The sequence below is a fragment of the Halostagnicola bangensis genome, assembly GCF_054653435.1.
Map to the genome: position 1 here is coordinate 1,306,168 of NZ_BAAIGG010000002.1, position 20,461 is coordinate 1,326,628.

Below are 20,461 nucleotides of genomic sequence, written 5' to 3' on the forward strand. Positions count from 1 at the left end.
TTAGCAGCTTCATACCGCATGGTAACGCCTGCATATCTACAACGGGGTTTGTCGAGTGACTTGTCATGGTCAATCCCTCACTACCGAGGAATATCCAGAATACCTACCCATGATCAGGTTACCGTTCACTACCCCCGATCGAAACACGGTACAGATTGCGACAGTGAGTGTTATCGTGGCTGGCTGCATCGTCGCAGTCGTCGCGTTAGCAGGTGCTGGCGTGACAGCCACCGAGATGCCCAACTCACAGCAGTACGCGGCGACACCGCCGACAGAAAACGTCTCGGAGGAGGCGTACGAAGAACCGGCACCGGAGCCGGACGACCAGTACTTCGAGGCGGCTCACCCCGACGGAGACTGGGTGAGTTACGTTAACCCGCGCGATAAGTACCGAAGCCCGTACCTGGGCGACGGGTCCGGAAAAATCTGCGTCACACTGGTCAACGAAGAGGGCGAGTTCGTCGAAGGCCAGAGCATCCCCGATACGACAGTCGAAGTCCCGACTGGGGACTCCCTCGAGTGGCATACGTACGCCGATCCGTTCACGGTCGAGTACCCGCTGACCGAGAACTACGAGCGACCGCTCGACGCTGACCAGTTCGGTACATCCCCCGATCTCGCACAGGGCGACGGCTACATGGATAGCCACTGTATGGAAATTCACGGAATGCCCGAGGATGGAACGATCGAGTACGGCGAAGCCTCTCTCAGCGGCGAACACGCTGACGACGTCGAGGTTGTCGGCTACATCCAACAAGCAAACGAGGGCTGGGATACGGACGTCGACCCGATAGAAGACGCTGAATCGTACGAAGAAGCCGGCGGTGGCTGGACGTACTACCCCGACGGTTCGCACGGACAGGTCGTCGTCGTGTTGCAACTCGACGGAGCCGACGGTGGCGCGGACGAGAACGGTGGTTCGGATGCGAACGACGGCTCGGAGAACAGTTCGGACGATAGCAGTGGCGGAAACGGAAGCGATGACGCTGCTGCCGAAACGATTCCTGGACTCGGGATCCTGACCGCACTCGCCGCCCTTCTCGCCGTTTCGCTCCTGCGACTCCGGCGGTAAGTTGTTCGGCCAGTGTTTACTCGAGTGACGCGAATCTGTTTTCGAAGGCGGGAACTCGAGAGCCAAGAGTAAGCGTTAACTTCACCCCCTGTCATCGGTGACACGAGGGCCCTTAGCTCAGTCTGGTTAGAGCGCTCGGCTCATAACAAACACCGGTGGATCGCCGGGTTTGGGGGATACCGAGTGGTCGATGGTTCGAATCCGTCAGGGCCCATGAATTCTGCGACGAACGGACGTGAGGAGCGAATTCTTACTCCCTGCGGATTCGAACTAGACGACGGCGAGCGACGCGAGCCGTCGGCGTAGTTACGAATCCGTCAGGGCCCATGGAGCGAGGCAAGCAGACTGCTCGGCGGAGTCAGCACGAACACACTTGTCGTTCTACGCCGACCTTGGTATCGTTATTCGGCATGAGGGGCGACCAGTCAGGTACGAGCGCAACGACGACTACTTCGAGTGGCGTCGAGTGAACGAGTTAGCGCGGGAGAATATCGTCGACGAGTTGCAGGCCCGCGTCTCGGAGCTGACCGATCAAATTGAGGAGTATCGCAACGAATACGGCGTCGATTCACCCGCCGAGGTCGACGTCCTCGAGTTCGACGCGGAGCGGATTGACGATGTGTACGTGGAACTCAGTGATTGGGCCACCGCTATTGAGGAGCGTCGTCATCACGAACGCGCCCGGAGAAAGGCCGCCAGTTCAACGGCCCCGTCCCACAGCTGACATGGTACCGGTGAATGACGGTCGGAGCCCTGCACCGATCGACCGATCAGTGTTAGAGCGACTTCGATCCCAATTTCTCGGCAGCCGTATGTTTCAATCGGCAGAAATCGTTACAGCTGGAAAGCTACACCTTCGTGTCGACCTGTCCGACGAGTACTACCCGAACGAAGTGTCCGCTCGCCTCGAGATTCGTTGGTACCGCAACGACGATTTTAACGTTCACTATCAGGAGGAACGACAAGATAGTGCGTGGAAGTGTCGATGGGATCGGCATCCAAACGCGCACAAGTCGAGAGATCACTTCCATCTGCCGCCGGCTGCGAGTCGCAGTGACGCACAAAACGAGCAATGGCCAGCTGACCATCGCGACGTGAGTCATCTCGTCCTTGACCGCATCGAGGAGCGAATCGAAGTACTGTGGGAGCAACAATAGGAAGCGAGAGAAGACTCTGTTGAATCCCTCTTTGGCGTCGCCAACGAATGTACCGTCGCATATCTGTTGATGCCCAGCACTTCTGTTACCTGATCGAGGAAATACCCGTTGAGGGTTCTGTTGAAATCCTTAGTCGGTGATTGGTTTTAGGAGTCGTGCTGAATACATAGCGCGAATCTTGCCTTTTGGAGTGAGGAAAGAGGTCCAGGGGAGGATTTTGAGTCGCAATTATTTAACTATAAATGAGTTCGAAGTGATATATGAGATATGGGTATAGTAAAGGATTTTGCTGACATAATATACGACATTTCAAAAGCAGGTTACAGATACGCTCGGGGGAAAGTAGTGGAGCCTACGCTGGAGGTAAGGAACACTCGTGCTAATCAGATGTGGAATGACAACCGTGACATCAACACCGTAGTTTATCAGGTCTTAGTTGAGAATATTGGCCAAGAAACAGCACACAATTGTATTCCAAAGATCTACTTCTACGGTACTCGCAGGAACGCTGAGGGAGAGGTGGATTCTGAGATCACCGTAGATACCAACGTATGCTGGTCTAGAGCGGGTAATCCTTCATCTATCTCGCTTCATGGAGGTGAATCAGAATGGGTCGATGTCTTTCGACTGATTGAGGACTATACTCAGGGGGAAAATTTTGACATCCACAAGGACAGACACGTCCAATTCCCCACGGCGAAGGGTTGGGAAGAAAATGCCCCAATCCAACTTCAGCGCATAGATATTGAAACCTCAAATACTTCCAGAGAATGGACCCGTCGAGCGGTTTGGCAAACCTACTGGGAGGAAGCCACCCTCGCAGTAAGGTGTGAAGAAGCGAGTCTTCAGCAAAAACTCGACTTTGAAGATATGAATGCGAAAATGGATAATAGCCCGCTGTTTTCGGAGGATTCGTTTAGCGATTCTTTGGAATAGTGTGATTATAAATTAATAAATAAAATGCGCGAATATATACATCAAATAACTATATCAGACTGCTTTCCGTTTGCTCCGGATATGGCCATTCCTGGCGAGATGCAGAAAGAAGTCTTCGATAGAGACGAATACCGATGTCAACGGTGTGGAACCAAAAATACCCCATCTAATCTCAACGTCCATCATATCCAACCAGTAAAGGATGGAGGAGAAACTGAGCCAGAAAATCTGGTAACTCTGTGTGAAGATTGCCACGAGAGATCTCACCGGTACAACGAGGAGATGTTGGAAGAGATGCCGGATCGGAGTATAGCCGCGTTCACCTTCCGTAACGCCTCCCTCAACGACTATGTTTCTGATTTAGACAAGCATCTCAATGAGAGCGAAATCTGTATCCCTGTTCATATCCGAGAACCCCTCTACGCTGTAATTTCGGTCGAGGGCGAAGAGATGTCTCAGGCAGTGAATTGTTGGCACGTGGACTTACAGCCAGAGCAGAGAAGACGTTCGGGTATGCGACTGTCCTTCCAGCGATGTATGCCGGCACCTTGCTGAGGCACACCTGGTTAACCACAACTGGCGATTGATCAAGTGGCTTCTCGTTGGCTCTCACCTGTATGATTCGTAACCAAATCAGCAGCCGAGGGGGTCAACATGGGAGAAGTAGATAGGGAGACGACTAGAACTGGGCCGTCTGAGACCAATCTGGTCGACGAAATCTCTGGAAAGCAGTTTCGAGACTGGTATCAGGAGCGGAAATTCCGGAAAAACATCGAAAACGGAAAGCCGTATTTCAACGGGCCACCGTCGGTTCCGTCACCCCGAAAACATAGTCCAAGCCAGATACTGCAGTGCCACCGAAAAATCGCATACCGTCAACACAATGCGCCGGCAGAAAAACCAAATCCAACAGGGATCTTTTGGTTTGGGTCACGGTTCGAGGAAGATCTCGTGGTGAAATTTCTCAAAGAGACTGTTGTCAACGACCAGGAATATGTCACGAACTCGCTGTGGGTTGATTTTACTGCCCAGACGGATATCGGCGACATTCAGATCAAAGGAGAAACGGATCCAGTAATCGTGGATACAGATGGAGAACCGTTGCTTCTCACGGAAATCAAGACCAAGCAATCGGTAGAAAACGTCCGGTCGCCCAACAAGCACCATCGAGCTCAAGCGCATGCGTACATGAAAGGATTGTCCGAGAAATACGATCGGACAGTGTCGGAGGCCGTCATCCTGTACGGAAGCCGAAAAACGTTCAACGCCAAAGCGTTCCATATCGAATTCGACCCATGGTTTTGGCGCAACACGGTTCTAAATTGGGTGGAGACACACACGACGTACCGTCTCAACGAAGACCTGCCACCAGCAGCCCCGGAGTACAGTTGGGAATGTAGCTCTTGCTCTTATAGAGAGCGATGCGGACGAGGTAGTGCAAGTTACGAGGACGTAGATGCTACCGGATTGCTACCTCTGCATGAGTACCCTAAAGAGGTAGCTAAAGAGTATTTAGAGGGTCAGGAGGATGCAAAGCTCACACCAACGCTCTCAGAGCGGTATCCAGAATTAGCAGACAGATTTGGGGTACACGATTGGCGATGTGAGCGTTGCGATGAAACCTATCCAGATGATTCACTTGACTGGACTGGGAATATCTCGGAACCACCTCTTTGCCCGTCTTGCTGTGACGATGGTGTACCAGCTACGCTGAGAGGAGACTCCATCGACACTCAGAAAACAAGAGGTGATCACCTTGTCACGGAATAGTTGGCTACATCTCGACGACCTTCGGGAGAGTTGGCTGTTCCTCATCGCTGGCGAAACCGAACAATCCGGTCAGCCAGAAGATTCGCAGAGTTCTATTGGAGAGATTGAGTACTGGGAAATTGGCGTCGGGAACCCAGAGAAATTGGTCGAAACAGCGGCATTGAGTTTGGCTGGAAAACATGTCCACTCCCAAGATGACCTTCTCACTGAACTCCATAACGAACTGAGAGCATATCGCTATCAGGACACGCTGCTCGTCACACTGGATCAAGAGGTAATGCAGCGTCTTCGAACGGAGTTTGTAACATCGGAGATCAAGATGCCATCTCTTCGGGGATTCACACATGTTGATATCGAGTCACAACTGCAGACACAATTTGGACAGTCACTCGCTGACTATGGGCTCACTGAAGAGGAACGACGTCGACCGCGTGTAACGGATGACACAAAACAACAGGTCGTGAGTAACGGAACAGTAGAACGTGTATGGGAGGTATGGACGCGCATATATCGGTTAGTTCCGAGCACTGAACTCGAGGGAACACCGCTATGATCGCAGTTAACAGCCTCTCAACTACGGTATTCCTGAGTACCGTACTCGGTGAGTGGGAATGAACGAAGCAGATCCGACGTTCGTTCGCCGGAAGTTCACCATTACGGAAAGACTTGACCAAACATTACAGGAAATGGCTGCACGTCACTATCAGGGGAATGTGAGTCTCTGCCTGCGCGCAGCGATTGAAAGTCATCGGGAAACTCTCGAGGGAGATGGACAATTTGCAGCTCGTCAGGTCGCGCGACAGTTAGATACACTCCAACAGGGAATGCAGGAGCTCCGAGCTGATGTCGATAATGCCAGCGTGGAGAGGGATGAAGGTCAGAAAACAGAGCTACGCTCAGCTGTATGGGGCGTCGAGTTGACGGGGGAAATGCAAACTATAATTGATTCCTTGGACAGTTCTGGGTCGCCGTTACGGATGGGGGATCTCCTCGAGCAGACTGAACTGAATCCACCACAGCTTCAGGAAAATCTAGCACGGCTGGTTGATCTGGGGTTCGTCGTCGAGACAACTGATGGAAAGCAACGATACAGACATGCGGGCCAGGTCAATTCTCCAAAAGATCGAGAAGGATTACAATGACACAAGATATTGATATCGGCTGCCCTCGAGTACCGGATAAATACGCGAAAGAGTATCTGCAGCACGCAGCAGGGCTAAAGTTGGTATCCAGTTCCGCGAAGACGTACGAATCACATCTCAAAGGATACGTTACATTTCTTCACGACGATAATACCTCTGTCCTCGAGGCGACGTTCACAGATGTATTAGAGTTCGTCGAGAGGTGCGTCCGACTTGGAAATCGTCGATCGACGATTGAGGGAAAAGTAACGACGGTTAATGAACTGTACAAGTACATTCGACTCCGAACGGAGGAAGGTGATGATCTACAATTAGAACCCTTACGGGTAGAAAATATCGATGTAAGCCGCTACCAAACCCCAGAGCCGATTGAGCGAGAAGCACTCTCTCGGGAAGAGTTACGGCGGTTGTTCGATGCCTTTGATTCCTATCGAAATCGGCTCATGGCAGTGGTTGCAGTTGAGACTGGCCTTCGAAACTCAGATTTGCGAGAACTCAAAATCACAAATCTAAATTTTGACTCTTTACAAATTCACGTATCTGATCCGAAGGGATCGAAACCTTACGATGTCCCGATAAGCGACGAGTTGGCGTACGAGTTGAAGTTCTGGCTTCGACATCATCGAACTGGCTATGCGAGTTCAGATGCGAGTCCATATGTATTTCCGAGTCAACATGGTCTGAAATTGGAAACGAATGGTAGCTTTAATCAGATAGTTCGTGATGCAGCCGAGCAGGCTGGATTACAAGAGGTAGTCGGTGAATCACAGATTCAGCGGAATGACGGATCGATGCTGGAAAGAGATATACGACAATGGCATCGAGTGACGCCTCATACGCTCCGCCATTCGTTTATCACTCTTCTCGCGGATTCAGGTGTGGAAATATCATATAGGAAACTAGTGGCTAACCATGCGAGTGCAGAAACGACGCGCGAGTACACCCATCTAACTGAAGATCGTTTTTCGACGGTTCGGGATAGATTCGTACCTCCAAGGTAGGACTGGGAACCCTTTACAGAATTTACCGAACATCCAATTGTTTATCTCGGGTTTAGAATTTAAAGAGTTGTGAAACATCTTAAAGGCATTTCAATCAACAATTTGCAGTTTATGTATACAATATTATTTGCCCTAAATCTATGAATGAAACCCTCTTGTGCTCTATTTGCACACATATGTTGGATAGTCACGGGAGTAATGGAACTTCTAAATCTTCTAATCAAGATAATCCAACAAAATTAAGGGCTATGGCAGTGAACAGGGTTATGTCGCATAGCGAAAACTCTGTGCGACCATGCTCCAACCACCCATCTCCCTTACCAATAGCCACAGGTGTGGTCTACTTGCTGGGAGAGGCCGGGGCGCTACTACGCCCCGGAAGTGGAGTCTACGATCATGAGAATCGAAAACCCCGATAAAGACTTTCAGTTGAACGGAAATAAGCCCTACGGGCTGTATAGAATTAGCTGTGCAGAACGCCAGATTTCTGCACAAAGAGTCACCGAATACCCCTGTAAAACACCGCTAAAAGTGGGTGGGCTGTGTTGACTCGAGATTTCTCACCAACGGTTGGTAGTTCTTCAGGAGACCAAACAGAGAGTACCTCTTCCAATGTTGTCCGCCCGAGTGTGACGATTCTGGAACGGCATATCCAACTGCTTGATAAGATGGCAACCGAGAGATACGCTGGAAATCGAAGTGCATGCCTACGAGCGGCCATAGAGGATCATGCGAGATCTCTGGAGGGAGAGAACGAATTTGAGGTTAAGCAGCTTATAGCAACAGTGCAAGACCTGGAGAAGAAAGTAGACGATCTAAAGATTGCATCACAAGAAAATTTAGAAGAAAAATCAGCTGCTGAGAACTCCAGGCAAAATCACCAGCACCAAAGCAAAGATTCGGGAAGGCAGCACCAAATATATGAACTCATTCCTACCCAAGGATCGATCTCACTCAATCAGATCGCATCGCAAGTTGATGGGCCACTGGTAGAACTCGAGAGTACACTCCAGACCTTGTGTGACCGAGATATAGTCAATGAAACTAGGTCGTCGGGGCGCATCGAATACAAAATCAATATGTCTGGGGTTTCAAACAATGAGTAGGAGAAACAGCGACACCGGAGATGAGTTAGAACTAAACACAGGATCAGAACTAGCCACTGAATATCTGTATTCTGAGTGCGGGGCAACAATATGTAGAAACTCTGCAAAAACCTATCAGTCGTATTTAAGAGGATATATTGAATATTTAGATGAAATTTCGGTAGAAGTGCTCAGTGCAAAATCCCAGAATGTACGGTCGTACTTGAAAAAGCGAACTCGACAAGGTAAGCGAGAAGGAGCACTTAGGCTAGATCTGACGGTAATCAAAGGGTTGTATAAATGGATTCGATTAGAAACAGAAAAAGAAGCTCAAGTCGATTATCTTGCTCTTGAAAACATTGATATCGGACGGTTTCGGACGACTCCACCGATTGAACGGGAACCCCTAACCAAAGACGAGTTAGAGGCTCTGTATGAGGAATTGGATACTTTTCGGGATCGGCTTCTGGTCACAATTGGAGCAGAACTGGGACCACGTAATATCGATCTCCGAAAGATCAGAATTGAAGATATAGATTTCGAAAGCAAGACAATCGATCTATCAGACACAAAGACACGTGATAGATACACCCTGCCAATTAGTGATAGCTTGGCAGTAGAACTCAAACACTGGTTGACTGTGCACCGATCAACGTATCCGTATTCTGAAGATCATGATTACGTGTTCCCCTCAAGACAGGGCGGACACCTCTCCAGAACTCATCTATTGGGGATTGTTAAGAAAGCAGCTCGGAACGCAGGAATACAGGAGACTCTTGGAAAGTCACGGATGTCTGAGCGACAGAAAGATGCCCTCGGCACTGATGCAGATGTCCGAGAATGGAAAAAAGTAACAGTCCATGCACTTCGTCATACTTTCAGTCATCTAATGGAAGAAGCAGGGCTTCCGCCTGAAGTCCGACGTGACGCTCTGAATCATAACTCTACAGAAACGACTGAAAAGTATTATTCAAGTGGCGGAACAGAGTACAAAGACCTGATAAGAGAGTTGCTGCACGAGGAACAGAACAACGAAGACAGCTAATCCTCGTTCACTTTTATACTCTTTTTGCGACTTATTATCGAGTCACGGAACTTAAACACCATCTGCGGATGGGTCAGAGAACGTCTTAAAACCTCATCCGATGAATATTGGATTTAGTCGAATATAAAGAAACGAACCAGTGGGTTATTCAATTGCCCTTGGGGTAGAAATTAAACCGGCTGCAGTGCTGAGGTCAGTAGGTACAGCGCCTGTGATGACTTCTGTACTATCGCCTACTGTCTGTATATTTGTTTTTCAAGACGTATTTTGGCAGTACCCACTGAGTGACCACTACACCCCTACAAACACTCCTTCTTGGAACCGGAGTGGTCACTCAGTGACCACTCATTAGAGACCTCCCTGAAATGGCATAATTTCAGCTGGAGGCTCTATCTTAGTCGAATAATTCTGGAGGTAATACAATGACCTGCTTTGAGCAGGTTGAGGGAACGAGTGACTCTTTTGAGTCTCTCGACAGTGCAACTGAATCTTATCTGAGTGAATTGTCAAGCAGTGTTCCTGACTCTACGTTTTGGTCTCATCAAACTGCAATTATTAAGCTCGGAGAATGGGCCCAAGAATCCAATTTTTCTGCGGTTTGGTTAGAAGACCATCAGTTATGCCGATTCATTGAAGACTTGATAGAGAGCACTACTCAGGATATTACTACAATCTGTGGATATATAAATTCCTTAATAAATTTCCAGTCGCACATTCACCAAGAAGATCCCACCATTCTCAAAGCAAGATTGCTATCGAGGATGAAATCATCAGATGTAATAGGGGACAGTGAGATCGATGAACGCATTCTCGGCATCTCTACAGATGCTGACAGCCAGAATCTATCCGACCTGATTTCATCGTTGGTAACCTACCTCCGTGAGCGTCAATATGGTACTCGAGTTCACGCATATGTCGAACTCATACTTGACACATGTAGCCAACCAGGGTGTGTACGAGATCTCGAGCTTGAAGACATCAATTCGGATAACGATACAGTCGTAATCTCGATCCCAGAAACGCACCTTGTAAGCAAGGCTGGTCTTGTAACAGAGAGAGTTGCAAATATTTCTCCAGAAACTTCTGAAGTTCTTGAAGAGTTCATAGCCTATGAACGGAAAGTGCCTACAGAATTCTCTGATAGCCCATTACTGACAACCTCCCATGGGAGAGCGAGTGAATCCACGCTTCGACGGGAAGTGAAACAAGCCAGTGAGAGTGCAGAAGAATATCCTGGTGTAGCGTCACCTCTCACACGACACCAAACTAGTTGTGTCGTCCCCAGTAAAATCTGGCAGTATTCAATTTTGCAGTTCCTGGAGGGACAATGAACGAGAATATTGTCCGTCTGCTGTCGGAGATCGATGATCCTGAGACCATCGAAAAAGTGCTGAAGCAAATGGATGTGAACGATACGTCTCAAGAGAATTCTACTCGAAATAGCTTTGCTCGAGCCACCCTCTCTGATCTCTACAAGCGATTTCTCTCGCGCAGGCAGAATCGAAGCCCGTCAACGCGGGCCCAATACAAGCGAACGATTCCTCGATTCGTTGAATTCGCGGAAGACAACGACATTACGTACCCAGTAGAGATCTCTTCACCGTTGGTTGATGCGTACGTCGACTACTTACAGTCGGAATATGACTCTGACTCAACGATCCTTACGTATACAAAGAACGCACGCACATGGCTTCGGTGGCTCAGCCAACGGGAACTATGCGACGAATCAATTTACAGGATCCTCGATAAGGAGGAACTCGGTTTAACTCCAAGAGCTCGTGACGAGGTGATTCCGAAATCTGAAGCCACAGGTCTCCTTCATCGACTCCGGCGACGTCGACGAGGTTCAGATATGCATGCTCTCACAGAACTTCTCTGGAACGGTGGACCACGTATTGGTGGCGTACACTCTCTTGATGTCCCCGATTTTGATCCAGAGGGGAAAGAACTCCGCTTCCGTCATAGACCGGAAGCAGGGACGAGGCTAAAGAATGGTAACAAAAACTCGAACACGGCTGGTGATGGTGAGCGAAACATCGTGATAAAAGACGAGGTCATAAGCGCAATTCAATTGTATATCGAGACAGAACGGCCAGACGTTACTGACGAGTACGGCCGAGAACCGCTATTTGCGACAGAATACGGACGGGCATCTCGGTCGACACTTCGACGATGGCTGTACGAAGCTACGAGCTGCCGCTGGAGTCCAAGAGATGCGGATGATTGCTCGTGCGATGGTAGCTGTAATCCTGATTCGAACGTATGCCCTGAGTCATATTACCCACACGCGATCCGTCGTGGATCGATCGTCAGCCATCTCAGCGGTGGCCTCCGGCGAGAACGAGCAAGCGAGCGATTTGATGTCTCTGTGAAGGTGATCAAGAAGCACTACGACCCTCGTACAGAACAAGACCGTCTCAACGATCGACGTGAAGCAGTCAAGCAGTCATGGAATTAACTTCGAAGATGTTGTCGAAACAGATAGTATCAGTCTTATCGCATTTATAAACGGAAGGAGAGATTGTAATAAACTATTTAAAACCCGAGTCATCTCATGGCACATGAGCCATCAGACGGAAAATTTCACGTTCATTGTCTATACTGGTGAATTATTATCACCCTCCCAGAGACGTGGCGATATTCAGAAGACCTTGATTTCGGTGTCGAGCCAGTGGAGTTTGGAACTTTGTAGCCCTCTCGACTCGAACTCTCCCGTCCATCTAGTGCGGTGAACTCGAAGCGTCCAACATTGGATACACCGAAAGACACAGTATTCTGTGTTCCCATAGGTTTCTGTATGCCCAGTATCACGGTCAACGTGGACAACGACCTCAAAGCGCGAATGGAAAAGCACCCGGAGATCAACTGGAGTGAGGTCACGCGGCAGGCCATTCAGGAGAAGATCGAGGCGCTCGAAATGATGGACGAGCTCACCAGCGAGAGCGAACTCACTGAGCGAGACGTTCAGGAAATCGCCGATGAAATCAACGAACGTGGACGCAAGCGCGTCGAAGAAGAATCGGAGTAGACTCGACGAATGAAGCTGGTCATCGACGCCAACGTCGTTATCTCTGCACTCATCGCTGATTCGAAGACGCGGGAGCTCATCGTTACACTCGAACCAGATCTTTTGACGCCCGCGTTTGTCCACGACGAAGTTGAGAACTACGAAGACCTGATTGTGGAGAAGTCCGGAATGGAGCCGGACCGAGTGGCACAGTTCATCAACCTCCTGTTTCAGTACATTGAGGTCGTTCCTGCCGACGACTTCTATCCGGCTATCGAGAGGGCAGACGAAGCAATCGGAGACACCGACCCCGACGACGTGCTGTACCTCGCGTGTGCGATTGCCAGCGACGCTGCCATTTGGAGCGACGATTCTGATTTCGACGAACAGAACCTTGTCGAAACATACTCGACGGGTGACGTAATCAACTCGTTTGACACGCTATAATTGGTAGATCTGCCTCTCGGTTCGATGAGCGTGCCATCAAACTCGAAGGACAGCATTCCGCTGTACCCGACATCTGCTTATTCGCAAGATCGTGTTGCGGTGGCTCTCAAGACCCGGATAGTGGACACGAGCGACCCGATTGTGGCTTTCGAGGAACCAGGTAACTGCCATCGCGTTCTTCTCGTGATATTCCATCCGCGCGGGCAGTGTCTTGATGCCTCGCGCAACGAGGTAGCAGTCGAACGGCGAAAGCATATTCCCAAGCCCAACCCGCTGCGCGAACGCTAATTGCTCGAAAATTCGATCGTCATCGATGATAATGGCACCGCCGATAGAGTCGGAGTGCCCGTTGAGATACTTGGTGGTGCTGTGAGCGACAATGTCAGCACCCAGTTCGAGTGGGGCTTGGTAGTATGGACTCGCAAAGGTACTGTCCACGCCGAACAGAGCATCACGGCCATCGGCGATGTCGGCTATCGTTTCAATATCACACAACCTAACCAAGGGGTTCGACGGCGCTTCTGCCCAGATTAAGTCAGTGTCCGCGTGACTGCGTCGGCGACGTTGTCGGGTTCACGGGTGTCAACAAAGTCGATGTCAAAGGCGAGATGTCCTCTGAGTCCGTCTTTTCCGAGAGCACAGATTCCAGTTCGAATTTCGTGTAAGGACCTATCAGGTAGGTAGTAAAAACGAGTACGACGGCTTAGTAAGCCGATTAAGAAGTACATCGCACATCGGCATGCCATTGTAATCTCGTATAAAAGTCACTACTGATGAGAAATTGAAAACCTACCCGTTCGCTCTACATCCGATTCCCACCACTCACAGTCTGACTCATAAAAGGTAACAGTCGATACTTCCTTGTGGAGCGATCCCGTACCGGCTCATATGGCAGGTGAACAGACGGGGGGCGACGCGGACAACAATGCGGACGCGCAGCCGGTCGCTGACGTCACAGCCGAGTTATTCGAGGAGGGTGACCCACATGAACTCGGCGATTACACCGACCGATTCAAGGCTGTGGCCCACCCACTCCGGTTCGCCATCCTCTACCGATTACGTGATGTCGATGGGATGAGTGCGAAAGAGCTCTCTACACTTACCGGTCGGAGTGGGAACGCCCTCCACACGCATCTCGACTCGCTCGTGGACGCCAACCTCGTGACGAATTGGAAGCAGACCGATCCCAACAAGCATCAACCCTACTCCTATTATGCGATCAGCGGTCTCGGGGCACAACTCATCGACCTCGCAGTTGAGTCGCTCAGGCACGAACGGGATGCCCCCGAGACCTATCAGTAATAGTAACTGAAAACACACCGATTCTATTTAACTCGCTAGTAGGACCGCCTCGGATATCGGAACATAGGGATGCGCAACGAACTTTTGCTCTGCGGGCGCGACGGAGTCGCGCCCTCGGCAAAACTTCGATGAAAAGCACTTCGTCACCCCCTCAGCCGCGCCGTTGGCGCGGCTTCGAGGGGTTCCTTGGCCCGCTCGCTCACTCCGTTCGCTCGCGGTGGGTGCACACTGCTTGTCCTGTACTTACCGTTCGTTGGATAATCGTGGAGGGGGTATACGACCTGTTCGATAACACTCTCTTCCACATTAGTGGGAAATGAGACTACCCATGGGAATTCTTATTTCCCACCTCGAGACGATAATAGCGATCGGAGAGAACCATTATCTCAAAAGCTGCCTGAGGTCCATTGCAATAATCGAAACTGCTATATTATGCGGAATTACAACCAGTAGCGATTGCCAGTGGCGACCCATAGACCGCTTTGCGACGCCACCTATTTTTTAAGGATTAGGATATCTTGATGTACCATAGATGGTACGAACGAGAACGGATATCCATAGACGTGGAGGTCCTTTGATGGATCATACCAGACCAGATCCGCCTTTAACGTGTATCCTGCTTCTTCAAGCCGCTGTGCAAGCTCCGCTGAGAGCATGTTGTATGACTGATCACGATACATATCGCCAATAAAGACTGCAATGTATCCGTCGTCTTTGAGGACTCGACGGAAATTCGTGAAATAGGTCTCCATTTGCTCCAGCCATTCATCTTTACTTTGGAACTTGTCTTCCCCGAAGTTATCGAGTTTGCTCTCACGAATCTTGTCTTTGTTTCGAGTCTGCTCAACTTCGTCCATATTCCAATAAGGAACGTCAGTGAGGAGAAGATCAACAAACCCATCGTCAATCTCATCAATTAAGTCATTACAATCCCCTTGGCGGAGCGTCTGTTCAGCGAGTGGTGGCTTGCCAGCTGCTGCCCGTTCTTTATTCTCCTCTGAGAGTACTTCGTCGTAGATGTCAATCCACCGGTCGTTGATTTCGAACCCGATCGCCTCACGGAGTCCAGTCCCCTCAAAAGCGGCGAGGCTCGCACCTAATAACGTCCCTCCAACACCAGCGAACGGATCTAAGACAGTATCGCCAGCCTTGCTGAAACGCTGAATTATCTCGAGACATAGTCGTGGTGGTTTTTGTCCGCCATGTTCACTTCGAAGCTCGTGTTGAAGAGCTGGAGGATACTGTTCTGGAATTACAGACTTTGTCGCGTACTTCCACTCTCGGCCAGTAAGATCATTAACTCGATTCCGTTCGTCATAGATACCTTTGCCTTCAATGTAGGTCTGATGATCCGCTAACTCATCCGTATCGACGATGTCACCATCTTCGATCGGTAAGGCGTTCTCCTTTGATTGATCTTCATCAAACTCACCATCATCAGTTGTTAGTAAACGACTTTGCTTGTGTTCAGAACCCTCATCGGACATAGTATAGATTCAGCTTCTCCGCTGTTATAAGGTTGGGTCATGTGATAGAGTTTATAATCAGACAGACATTTATGCGATTATTTCTAATAGAGTATCAGATCATGCCTCACCTCTTTGTTTACTCTGACAATATCTTAGAAGGGGTCCGATTCATTGACAATCTTGATGAACATAGTGATTACTTGAATTTGATTGGAGAAGATCTCTCCGATCCGTCACAGCCAAAGTTTATTTTGGCTGATTCTGGTGGCAATGAGATTTCGCTGACCGTTCGCGGCGAATACGAGTGTTGGGAACTTCCACCACATGTTGATACTGCAGTCTCCTTTATTGGGCGTCCAGACGTAGTCGTTGTTGACCGGGAGGGAGAGCAGGTTATTGGCGGTGAGTTCACTGATGCAGCCCCAATTGGTAATATGATTCTACAGCGGGAAGGGCGTCAGGTGGGGTTACTTCGTGCAGGATTTCCATTAGTATACGATACGGCGTACACAGCAACGGATCGATCTGGGGGCACTGTTGATCCACGGTTCCCGATGGCGATGATTGTGTTGACGCGGCTAGCGTATTGTATGAAATACCGCCGACCTGCTTTCATCACTTTTTATAAGGAACCAGACGGAGAGCGGGCTGCATCGCAAAAGTACGACGATTATCCACCAATCCGTGAGCATGATGAAGGTAAGCGCTATTTACATAATTATTTGAGTACACAGCTCCTGCAGCATGCTCATGGAGAATACCAGCGGAAGGTGGAAGATTCTCAGCGGGATATTCTATATCAAATGACGGAGTACGTTCTGGAGAAGCCAGTAGTGAGAGGTAAGGACCGAGATCGGATTGAAAAAGACGCCGAGGGAATCGCAAACACGAGCGTACTACTCCATCAGCGTGAGGCGTTCATTGATCACATAATTGAAGTCATAAACGGACGAGAAACGCCGAATCCAGACTTTGATCTGACTCAGTTTGACTCTGAGAGTGCGTATAACTGGAATAGTTCGCCCCACAAAAGTAAGCCGTTCAACAAAGCGATCTTAGATGCCGGACTTACCCCACAAACATTTAGTTCACGTCAGAACCCATATGTGATCGATACAGACGAGATGATTGATGCTGTTACCCATCGATATCCGGCTCTTTCATCGTCATTGAACTCACTTGATCGATCCATAGAAACGGTAGTAATTACGCCGAAGTTCTTCCAAGAATCCGGATCTTCCTGTATTACCAAAGTGGATCCATACTCTGGCGTGATTGCCTCCTTTGCGGAGTGGTTAGGCCGTGATCTCAATAATAAAAAGACGCGGAACGTTGTCGCATACAGTCACTCAAAGTGTCAGAAAGATATTAGCGATGATAGTAAGCTGAGGCGCTCAATTGATGAAATGACGGACATCTCGATCGTGTCTGTTGGCGAAGACAACATTGCTGAAGAGTGGACAATCCTATGAACTCAAACGACCTTACCAGCGCAGAATACAGTGCACCAACTATCTACAGCGACGAAGCGACGCTGATCGACCTTTATCGGCGATTTGTCCGTGATCATGACTGCCATGAAGACTATTTGGCTCCATCCGGTGCGCCGTGGCCGAGTATCCGAATCTGGAACGGAGAAGCATACGATAAGGGCTATGTAAATAAAAATGATGCACGAGTCAACCTGATTATACAATCTCCGGTACCCCCGTTCAAGCTAATTATGGGGTACAGTGTTGGCCAAGAGTTTGGCCAAATGGAGACAGATTATCGAATTAAAAATCGCATCAATAAGGCCTTCTCAACAACGGAAGAAACACTCGAAGAGATCTCTGATGTCTTTGATAAGGAACGTATTGATCACTATCGTGTCTTGATGCTATCAGTTGACGAGTTCGACGATATCAAGACAAGAGCCAACAAGTTGCAACAGTCGATTAATAACTCGTTGGACCAACCCAATCGTACATTCGGCTATTTGACTTCGCCAGATGGTGATGGCAGTATCAATCGAGAACTTCGGTTCCATCAGGACTTTCCGGCTGATGAACGGACTTGGTTCAGTACACGAGTAGAATGACATCAGAAGAAACCCAAAAAAACGATGAGATTACGCCGAACAAAAAACAGGAAAAAGCAATCAAATCCTCCAGTGATCGGTTACGACTCGTAGCGGGTCCGGGGACAGGAAAAACTGAAACACTGACTCGTCGGATTGCCTATCTTATAGAAGATCGAGATGTGCCACCAGAGTCAATCATCGCGTTCACATTTACCGAGAAGGCAGCAAGTGAACTGCTCATGAGAGTTGAGCGGCAGGTGGGCTCACTAGAGACCCGGCCTTGGGTAGGTACAATTCATGCCTTTTGTCTCGAGTTGCTTGAAGAGTACAGAGAAGAGATTTTTGATGGGGACCACACTGTGCTTGCTGAAGAGGGACAACTCGTGTTCCTCTATACGAACTACAATGAACTCGGGCTTGACGATGTTCACTTCCCATTGTCAGTCGTTGCAGGACACTTTTCTAAGGCGATGGATCTTGGAGTCGAACCGACGACGTACCGTCGGTATGCAGAGAATTTCTTGGCCAAAACCCGTTCACTTCCAGAACACCGACCGGATCGCAGGACTAAGCTGGAAAACGCTGAAGATCGGGTTGCTGTTGCAACAGCCTACGAGCAGTATCATGAGCTGATGGCGGAGCGAGACACTCTTGATTATGCGACGATGATTGAGCGAGCTCTTGAACTCGTTAGTTCTCACGATCAAGTCAAGAGTGACCTAGAAACACAGTACACTCATTTATTGGTAGATGAATACCAAGATACTAACCGAACACAAGAGGCGTTGATAAAAGAGATTGTAAAATGTGAGACCGAATTATGTGTCGTTGGTGACGATGATCAGTCGATTTATCGATTCCGTGGTGCGACCGTCGATAACCTACTGGAGTTTGATTCGAGATTTGATGCGAGCGAGACGATTAAAATCGAACGCAACTATCGTTCGGATAAACGAATTATCGCCGCGAGTCAGGAACTAATCAAGAATAACGACCGTCGACTGAAAAAGGAAATTGAGCCAGATAGCGACGATTCTGGCGAAATCGGGATTATCTGTAAATCAACCCCGACGGCAGAAGTAGCAGCTGTTGTCGACCAAATCGAGACCATAATCGCTGATGGGACTGAACCGCAAGAGATCGCAATATTATTCCGAAGTGTTACACGCGATGCCGCCCCGTATAGCGATGCTCTTCGGAATCGCGGGATTCCCGTTGAGGTGACGGGAGTTGCGGACATCTTTGATGACAACTTTGTTACTGAGATACTCACCGTGATCGATTATTTGCTTAACGATGTGTCCGCGGCTGACCTGAGTGATCTGGATCTTTTGGCATTATGTGATGAAACAACCGACACATTCGCAACAGGTGAAGATCCTTCTTGTAAGCACGCTGGGTGTCATACTACAGTCGCTGCTGTGCGGGAGTTGGACTCTGAGTATAGTGCGGACTCGTTTGTTGATCCTAAACAGATCTTCTATGAGTTACTCGAGTGCTTCCCAAGTGTTCGAAATCTGATTTCCGAGTATACAGAGCGGGACGCTTCTGAACAACTCCGATATTTGGCGGGACTTTCTGATGTTCTTGACCAGATTAGCACTATCTCCGAACACACTACACTGAATTATTTGAGAAAAATCCTCTCTCTTGTTGAAGACCAAGGTGTTGAGCCCGACCTGCCGGACCGTGAGGGGGATGTCAATATCATGACCGTACATCAGGCGAAAGGATTAGAATTTGGCACTGTTGTAATACCTCGCCTTACGGAGGGTACCTTTCCGTCAACTGGGCGACCGGATCCACTCCAAATTCCTTCACAATTACGGGACGAACCAGAATATAAGGAAAGTGATGGACCGATAGCAGACGAACGTCGCCTGTTTTATGTTGCACTCACAAGAGCAGAGTCAAAAGTGATCCTTGCCACAAATAAACAGAACGACCCTTCCCGGTTCCTCCAAGAGTTACCGACCCCTGAACTCACAGAGTTAGATCCAAAGCCGGCGCTTGCTGAAGAGGACGTTCGATATACGCTTGCCCGCCGTGACAATCTTGAGTCGACAAGCTTTACACAAATATCGTATTTTGCCCAGTGCCCACTCCGGTTCGGATTGCTCTTTGATTATGGGTTCGAACGCACTGACCAGCCACAGTTTTTCTACGGAATCAGTGTACATCGGGCTCTGGAACGGTTTTTCAATGAGATTGCTGGTGAGACTACTCCAGCAAAAGACCACCTATTAGAAGCCTTGGATATAGAGTGGATTTCACGCGGTTATCAAGGAGAGACACAAGAGGGACGGTTTCGGCAAAACGCTGAAGAGATCTTGACAGCATACGTAGATGCCCACACAGAGAACTTTTCGCAGATTGAGTATGTTGAACACCCGTTCAGCATGCTGCATGATGGCATTCAAGTTGAAGGGGAAATGGATAGAGTTGATCGGTTGCCATCCGGTGAGCTTCAAATAACGGACTTCAAAGTCGGTGAGGCATCAGATCCGGGACCTTGGGAGAGATTCCAGTTACAGCTTTATGCCCTAGCCTGCGAGCAAACTCTTGATGAAACTGTCTCTGGATGTCAATTTCACTTTCTTGCTAATAACACGCAAGTTCCCGTTGAATTTGATGACGAAGTTCGTCAAGAAACAATCGACCGCTTGTCTACTGTGTTGGAGAAAATGAGAAGACGCGACTACCCGGCAAACACGGGAGATCACTGTAGCCGTTGTGATTTTAATGGCATATGCCCAGCAGTGAATAATCAATAATCGAACTATAATTGGCAATCAACAGAGAGCCCAATACTGTATCTAATATGGCCTCACTACACTATACGGATTTCATTTCACGCTTTAGTGTATTCAACATGGTTTCACTACACTTCCCATGTGATTTTTCCAGTCTCACTGCTGCTGTTCTGTTATTGTCTGCTCAGATCTTTTCCCATGTGCGATATATAA

The 20,461-nt window shown here is 49.0% G+C and carries 18 protein-coding genes, 1 tRNA gene and 2 pseudogenes; 19 read left to right on the forward strand and 2 right to left on the reverse strand.

What is annotated here, in order from left to right:
* The first annotated feature begins 175 nt into the window (after positions 1–175).
* From ACYQ14_RS08170 to ACYQ14_RS08240, 15 genes and pseudogenes are all read left to right on the forward strand, one after another.
* On the forward strand, positions 176–1,072 hold the full coding sequence (locus ACYQ14_RS08170) for a PGF-CTERM sorting domain-containing protein (protein WP_459886930.1): 897 nt from the start codon (positions 176–178) through the stop codon (positions 1,070–1,072).
* Positions 1,073–1,178: 106 nt separating this feature from the next.
* A tRNA-Ile gene (locus ACYQ14_RS08175) sits at positions 1,179–1,286 on the forward strand.
* Positions 1,287–1,403: 117 nt separating this feature from the next.
* A pseudogene (locus ACYQ14_RS08180) lies at positions 1,404–1,796 on the forward strand (DUF7342 family protein); the annotation flags it as partial.
* A gap of 88 nt (positions 1,797–1,884) precedes the next feature.
* Entirely contained in the window at positions 1,885–2,229 is a 345-nt protein-coding gene (locus ACYQ14_RS08185) for a toxin-antitoxin system TumE family protein (protein ID WP_459886933.1), read from the forward strand.
* Positions 2,230–2,496: 267 nt separating this feature from the next.
* Positions 2,497–3,165: a hypothetical protein gene (locus ACYQ14_RS08190; RefSeq protein ID WP_459886935.1), complete on the forward strand. Its 669-nt coding sequence runs from the start codon at positions 2,497–2,499 to the stop codon at positions 3,163–3,165.
* 99 nt (positions 3,166–3,264) lie between these two features.
* On the forward strand, positions 3,265–3,720 hold the full coding sequence (locus tag ACYQ14_RS08195; RefSeq protein ID WP_459890020.1) for an HNH endonuclease: 456 nt from the start codon (positions 3,265–3,267) through the stop codon (positions 3,718–3,720).
* Positions 3,721–3,819: 99 nt separating this feature from the next.
* Positions 3,820–4,935 carry a CRISPR-associated protein Cas4 gene (locus tag ACYQ14_RS08200; protein ID WP_459886938.1) on the forward strand — a complete coding sequence of 372 codons (1,116 nt, stop codon included), beginning with the start codon at positions 3,820–3,822 and terminating at the stop codon, positions 4,933–4,935.
* 611 nt (positions 4,936–5,546) lie between these two features.
* Positions 5,547–6,077 carry a helix-turn-helix domain-containing protein gene (locus tag ACYQ14_RS08205; protein WP_459886941.1) on the forward strand — a complete coding sequence of 177 codons (531 nt, stop codon included), beginning with the start codon at positions 5,547–5,549 and terminating at the stop codon, positions 6,075–6,077.
* Positions 6,074–7,078: a tyrosine-type recombinase/integrase gene (locus ACYQ14_RS08210; RefSeq protein WP_459886943.1), complete on the forward strand. Its 1,005-nt coding sequence runs from the start codon at positions 6,074–6,076 to the stop codon at positions 7,076–7,078. Before ACYQ14_RS08205 ends, ACYQ14_RS08210 begins: the two co-directional genes overlap by 4 nt.
* A 668-nt stretch (positions 7,079–7,746) precedes the next feature.
* Positions 7,747–8,184, forward strand: coding sequence for a hypothetical protein (locus tag ACYQ14_RS08215; RefSeq protein WP_459886946.1), 438 nt, complete (start codon positions 7,747–7,749; stop codon positions 8,182–8,184).
* Positions 8,177–9,208 (forward strand): tyrosine-type recombinase/integrase, encoded by a 1,032-nt coding sequence (locus ACYQ14_RS08220; protein ID WP_459886949.1) that lies wholly within the window; start codon positions 8,177–8,179, stop codon positions 9,206–9,208. The genes ACYQ14_RS08215 and ACYQ14_RS08220 overlap by 8 nt, the downstream gene beginning before the upstream one ends.
* Positions 9,209–9,630: 422 nt before the next feature.
* Positions 9,631–10,539 carry a hypothetical protein gene (locus ACYQ14_RS08225; protein ID WP_459886951.1) on the forward strand — a complete coding sequence of 303 codons (909 nt, stop codon included), beginning with the start codon at positions 9,631–9,633 and terminating at the stop codon, positions 10,537–10,539.
* The gene (locus ACYQ14_RS08230) at positions 10,536–11,666 is read left to right on the forward strand and encodes a tyrosine-type recombinase/integrase (protein WP_459886954.1); all 1,131 of its coding nucleotides are present in this window, start codon (positions 10,536–10,538) and stop codon (positions 11,664–11,666) included. The genes ACYQ14_RS08225 and ACYQ14_RS08230 overlap by 4 nt, the downstream gene beginning before the upstream one ends.
* A gap of 339 nt (positions 11,667–12,005) precedes the next feature.
* Entirely contained in the window at positions 12,006–12,236 is a 231-nt protein-coding gene (locus tag ACYQ14_RS08235; RefSeq protein ID WP_459886957.1) for a hypothetical protein, read from the forward strand.
* A 9-nt stretch (positions 12,237–12,245) separates the two neighbouring features.
* Entirely contained in the window at positions 12,246–12,662 is a 417-nt protein-coding gene (locus ACYQ14_RS08240) for a PIN domain-containing protein (RefSeq protein WP_459886960.1), read from the forward strand.
* 20 nt (positions 12,663–12,682) lie between these two features.
* Here ACYQ14_RS08240 and ACYQ14_RS08245 read toward each other — a convergent pair.
* Positions 12,683–13,270 (reverse strand): annotated as a pseudogene (locus ACYQ14_RS08245) (trans-sulfuration enzyme family protein); the annotation flags it as partial.
* A 280-nt stretch (positions 13,271–13,550) separates the two neighbouring features.
* Between ACYQ14_RS08245 and ACYQ14_RS08250 the strand changes: the two are divergent.
* Positions 13,551–13,964 carry a helix-turn-helix domain-containing protein gene (locus ACYQ14_RS08250; RefSeq protein ID WP_459886963.1) on the forward strand — a complete coding sequence of 138 codons (414 nt, stop codon included), beginning with the start codon at positions 13,551–13,553 and terminating at the stop codon, positions 13,962–13,964.
* A 494-nt stretch (positions 13,965–14,458) separates the two neighbouring features.
* Here ACYQ14_RS08250 and ACYQ14_RS08255 read toward each other — a convergent pair whose 3' ends face one another.
* Positions 14,459–15,451, reverse strand: coding sequence for a DNA methyltransferase (locus ACYQ14_RS08255; protein ID WP_459886966.1), 993 nt, complete (start codon positions 15,449–15,451; stop codon positions 14,459–14,461).
* A 101-nt stretch (positions 15,452–15,552) separates the two neighbouring features.
* On the opposite strand from ACYQ14_RS08255, the gene ACYQ14_RS08260 reads away from it, so the two are divergent.
* The 3 genes from ACYQ14_RS08260 to ACYQ14_RS08270 are packed head-to-tail and all read left to right on the forward strand — an operon-like array spanning position 15,553 to position 20,269.
* Positions 15,553–16,905, forward strand: coding sequence for a hypothetical protein (locus ACYQ14_RS08260; protein WP_459886969.1), 1,353 nt, complete (start codon positions 15,553–15,555; stop codon positions 16,903–16,905).
* Positions 16,902–17,513, forward strand: a complete 612-nt coding sequence (locus tag ACYQ14_RS08265; RefSeq protein ID WP_459886972.1) for a hypothetical protein — start codon at positions 16,902–16,904, stop codon at positions 17,511–17,513. The genes ACYQ14_RS08260 and ACYQ14_RS08265 overlap by 4 nt, the downstream gene beginning before the upstream one ends.
* Positions 17,510–20,269 carry an ATP-dependent helicase gene (locus tag ACYQ14_RS08270; protein WP_459886975.1) on the forward strand — a complete coding sequence of 920 codons (2,760 nt, stop codon included), beginning with the start codon at positions 17,510–17,512 and terminating at the stop codon, positions 20,267–20,269. Before ACYQ14_RS08265 ends, ACYQ14_RS08270 begins: the two co-directional genes overlap by 4 nt.
* Positions 20,270–20,461 lie beyond the last annotated feature (192 nt).

Bases quoted from the DNA above. Each gene is read 5' to 3' on its own strand.
- ACYQ14_RS08195 (WP_459890020.1), top strand. From the start codon at position 3,265: ATGCAGAAAGAAGTCTTCGATAGAGACGAATACCGATGTCAACGGTGT.
- ACYQ14_RS08205 (WP_459886941.1), top strand. From the start codon at position 5,547: ATGAACGAAGCAGATCCGACGTTCGTTCGCCGGAAGTTCACCATTACG.
- ACYQ14_RS08220 (WP_459886949.1), top strand. From the start codon at position 8,177: ATGAGTAGGAGAAACAGCGACACCGGAGATGAGTTAGAACTAAACACA.
- ACYQ14_RS08200 (WP_459886938.1), top strand. From the start codon at position 3,820: ATGGGAGAAGTAGATAGGGAGACGACTAGAACTGGGCCGTCTGAGACC.
- ACYQ14_RS08265 (WP_459886972.1), top strand. From the start codon at position 16,902: ATGAACTCAAACGACCTTACCAGCGCAGAATACAGTGCACCAACTATC.
- ACYQ14_RS08185 (WP_459886933.1), top strand. From the start codon at position 1,885: ATGTTTCAATCGGCAGAAATCGTTACAGCTGGAAAGCTACACCTTCGT.
- ACYQ14_RS08190 (WP_459886935.1), top strand. From the start codon at position 2,497: ATGGGTATAGTAAAGGATTTTGCTGACATAATATACGACATTTCAAAA.
- ACYQ14_RS08240 (WP_459886960.1), top strand. From the start codon at position 12,246: ATGAAGCTGGTCATCGACGCCAACGTCGTTATCTCTGCACTCATCGCT.
- ACYQ14_RS08260 (WP_459886969.1), top strand. From the start codon at position 15,553: ATGCCTCACCTCTTTGTTTACTCTGACAATATCTTAGAAGGGGTCCGA.
- ACYQ14_RS08225 (WP_459886951.1), top strand. From the start codon at position 9,631: ATGACCTGCTTTGAGCAGGTTGAGGGAACGAGTGACTCTTTTGAGTCT.
- ACYQ14_RS08230 (WP_459886954.1), top strand. From the start codon at position 10,536: ATGAACGAGAATATTGTCCGTCTGCTGTCGGAGATCGATGATCCTGAG.
- ACYQ14_RS08270 (WP_459886975.1), top strand. From the start codon at position 17,510: ATGACATCAGAAGAAACCCAAAAAAACGATGAGATTACGCCGAACAAA.
- ACYQ14_RS08250 (WP_459886963.1), top strand. From the start codon at position 13,551: ATGGCAGGTGAACAGACGGGGGGCGACGCGGACAACAATGCGGACGCG.
- ACYQ14_RS08255 (WP_459886966.1), bottom strand. From the start codon at position 15,451: ATGTCCGATGAGGGTTCTGAACACAAGCAAAGTCGTTTACTAACAACT.
- ACYQ14_RS08210 (WP_459886943.1), top strand. From the start codon at position 6,074: ATGACACAAGATATTGATATCGGCTGCCCTCGAGTACCGGATAAATAC.
- ACYQ14_RS08215 (WP_459886946.1), top strand. From the start codon at position 7,747: ATGGCAACCGAGAGATACGCTGGAAATCGAAGTGCATGCCTACGAGCG.
- ACYQ14_RS08235 (WP_459886957.1), top strand. From the start codon at position 12,006: ATGCCCAGTATCACGGTCAACGTGGACAACGACCTCAAAGCGCGAATG.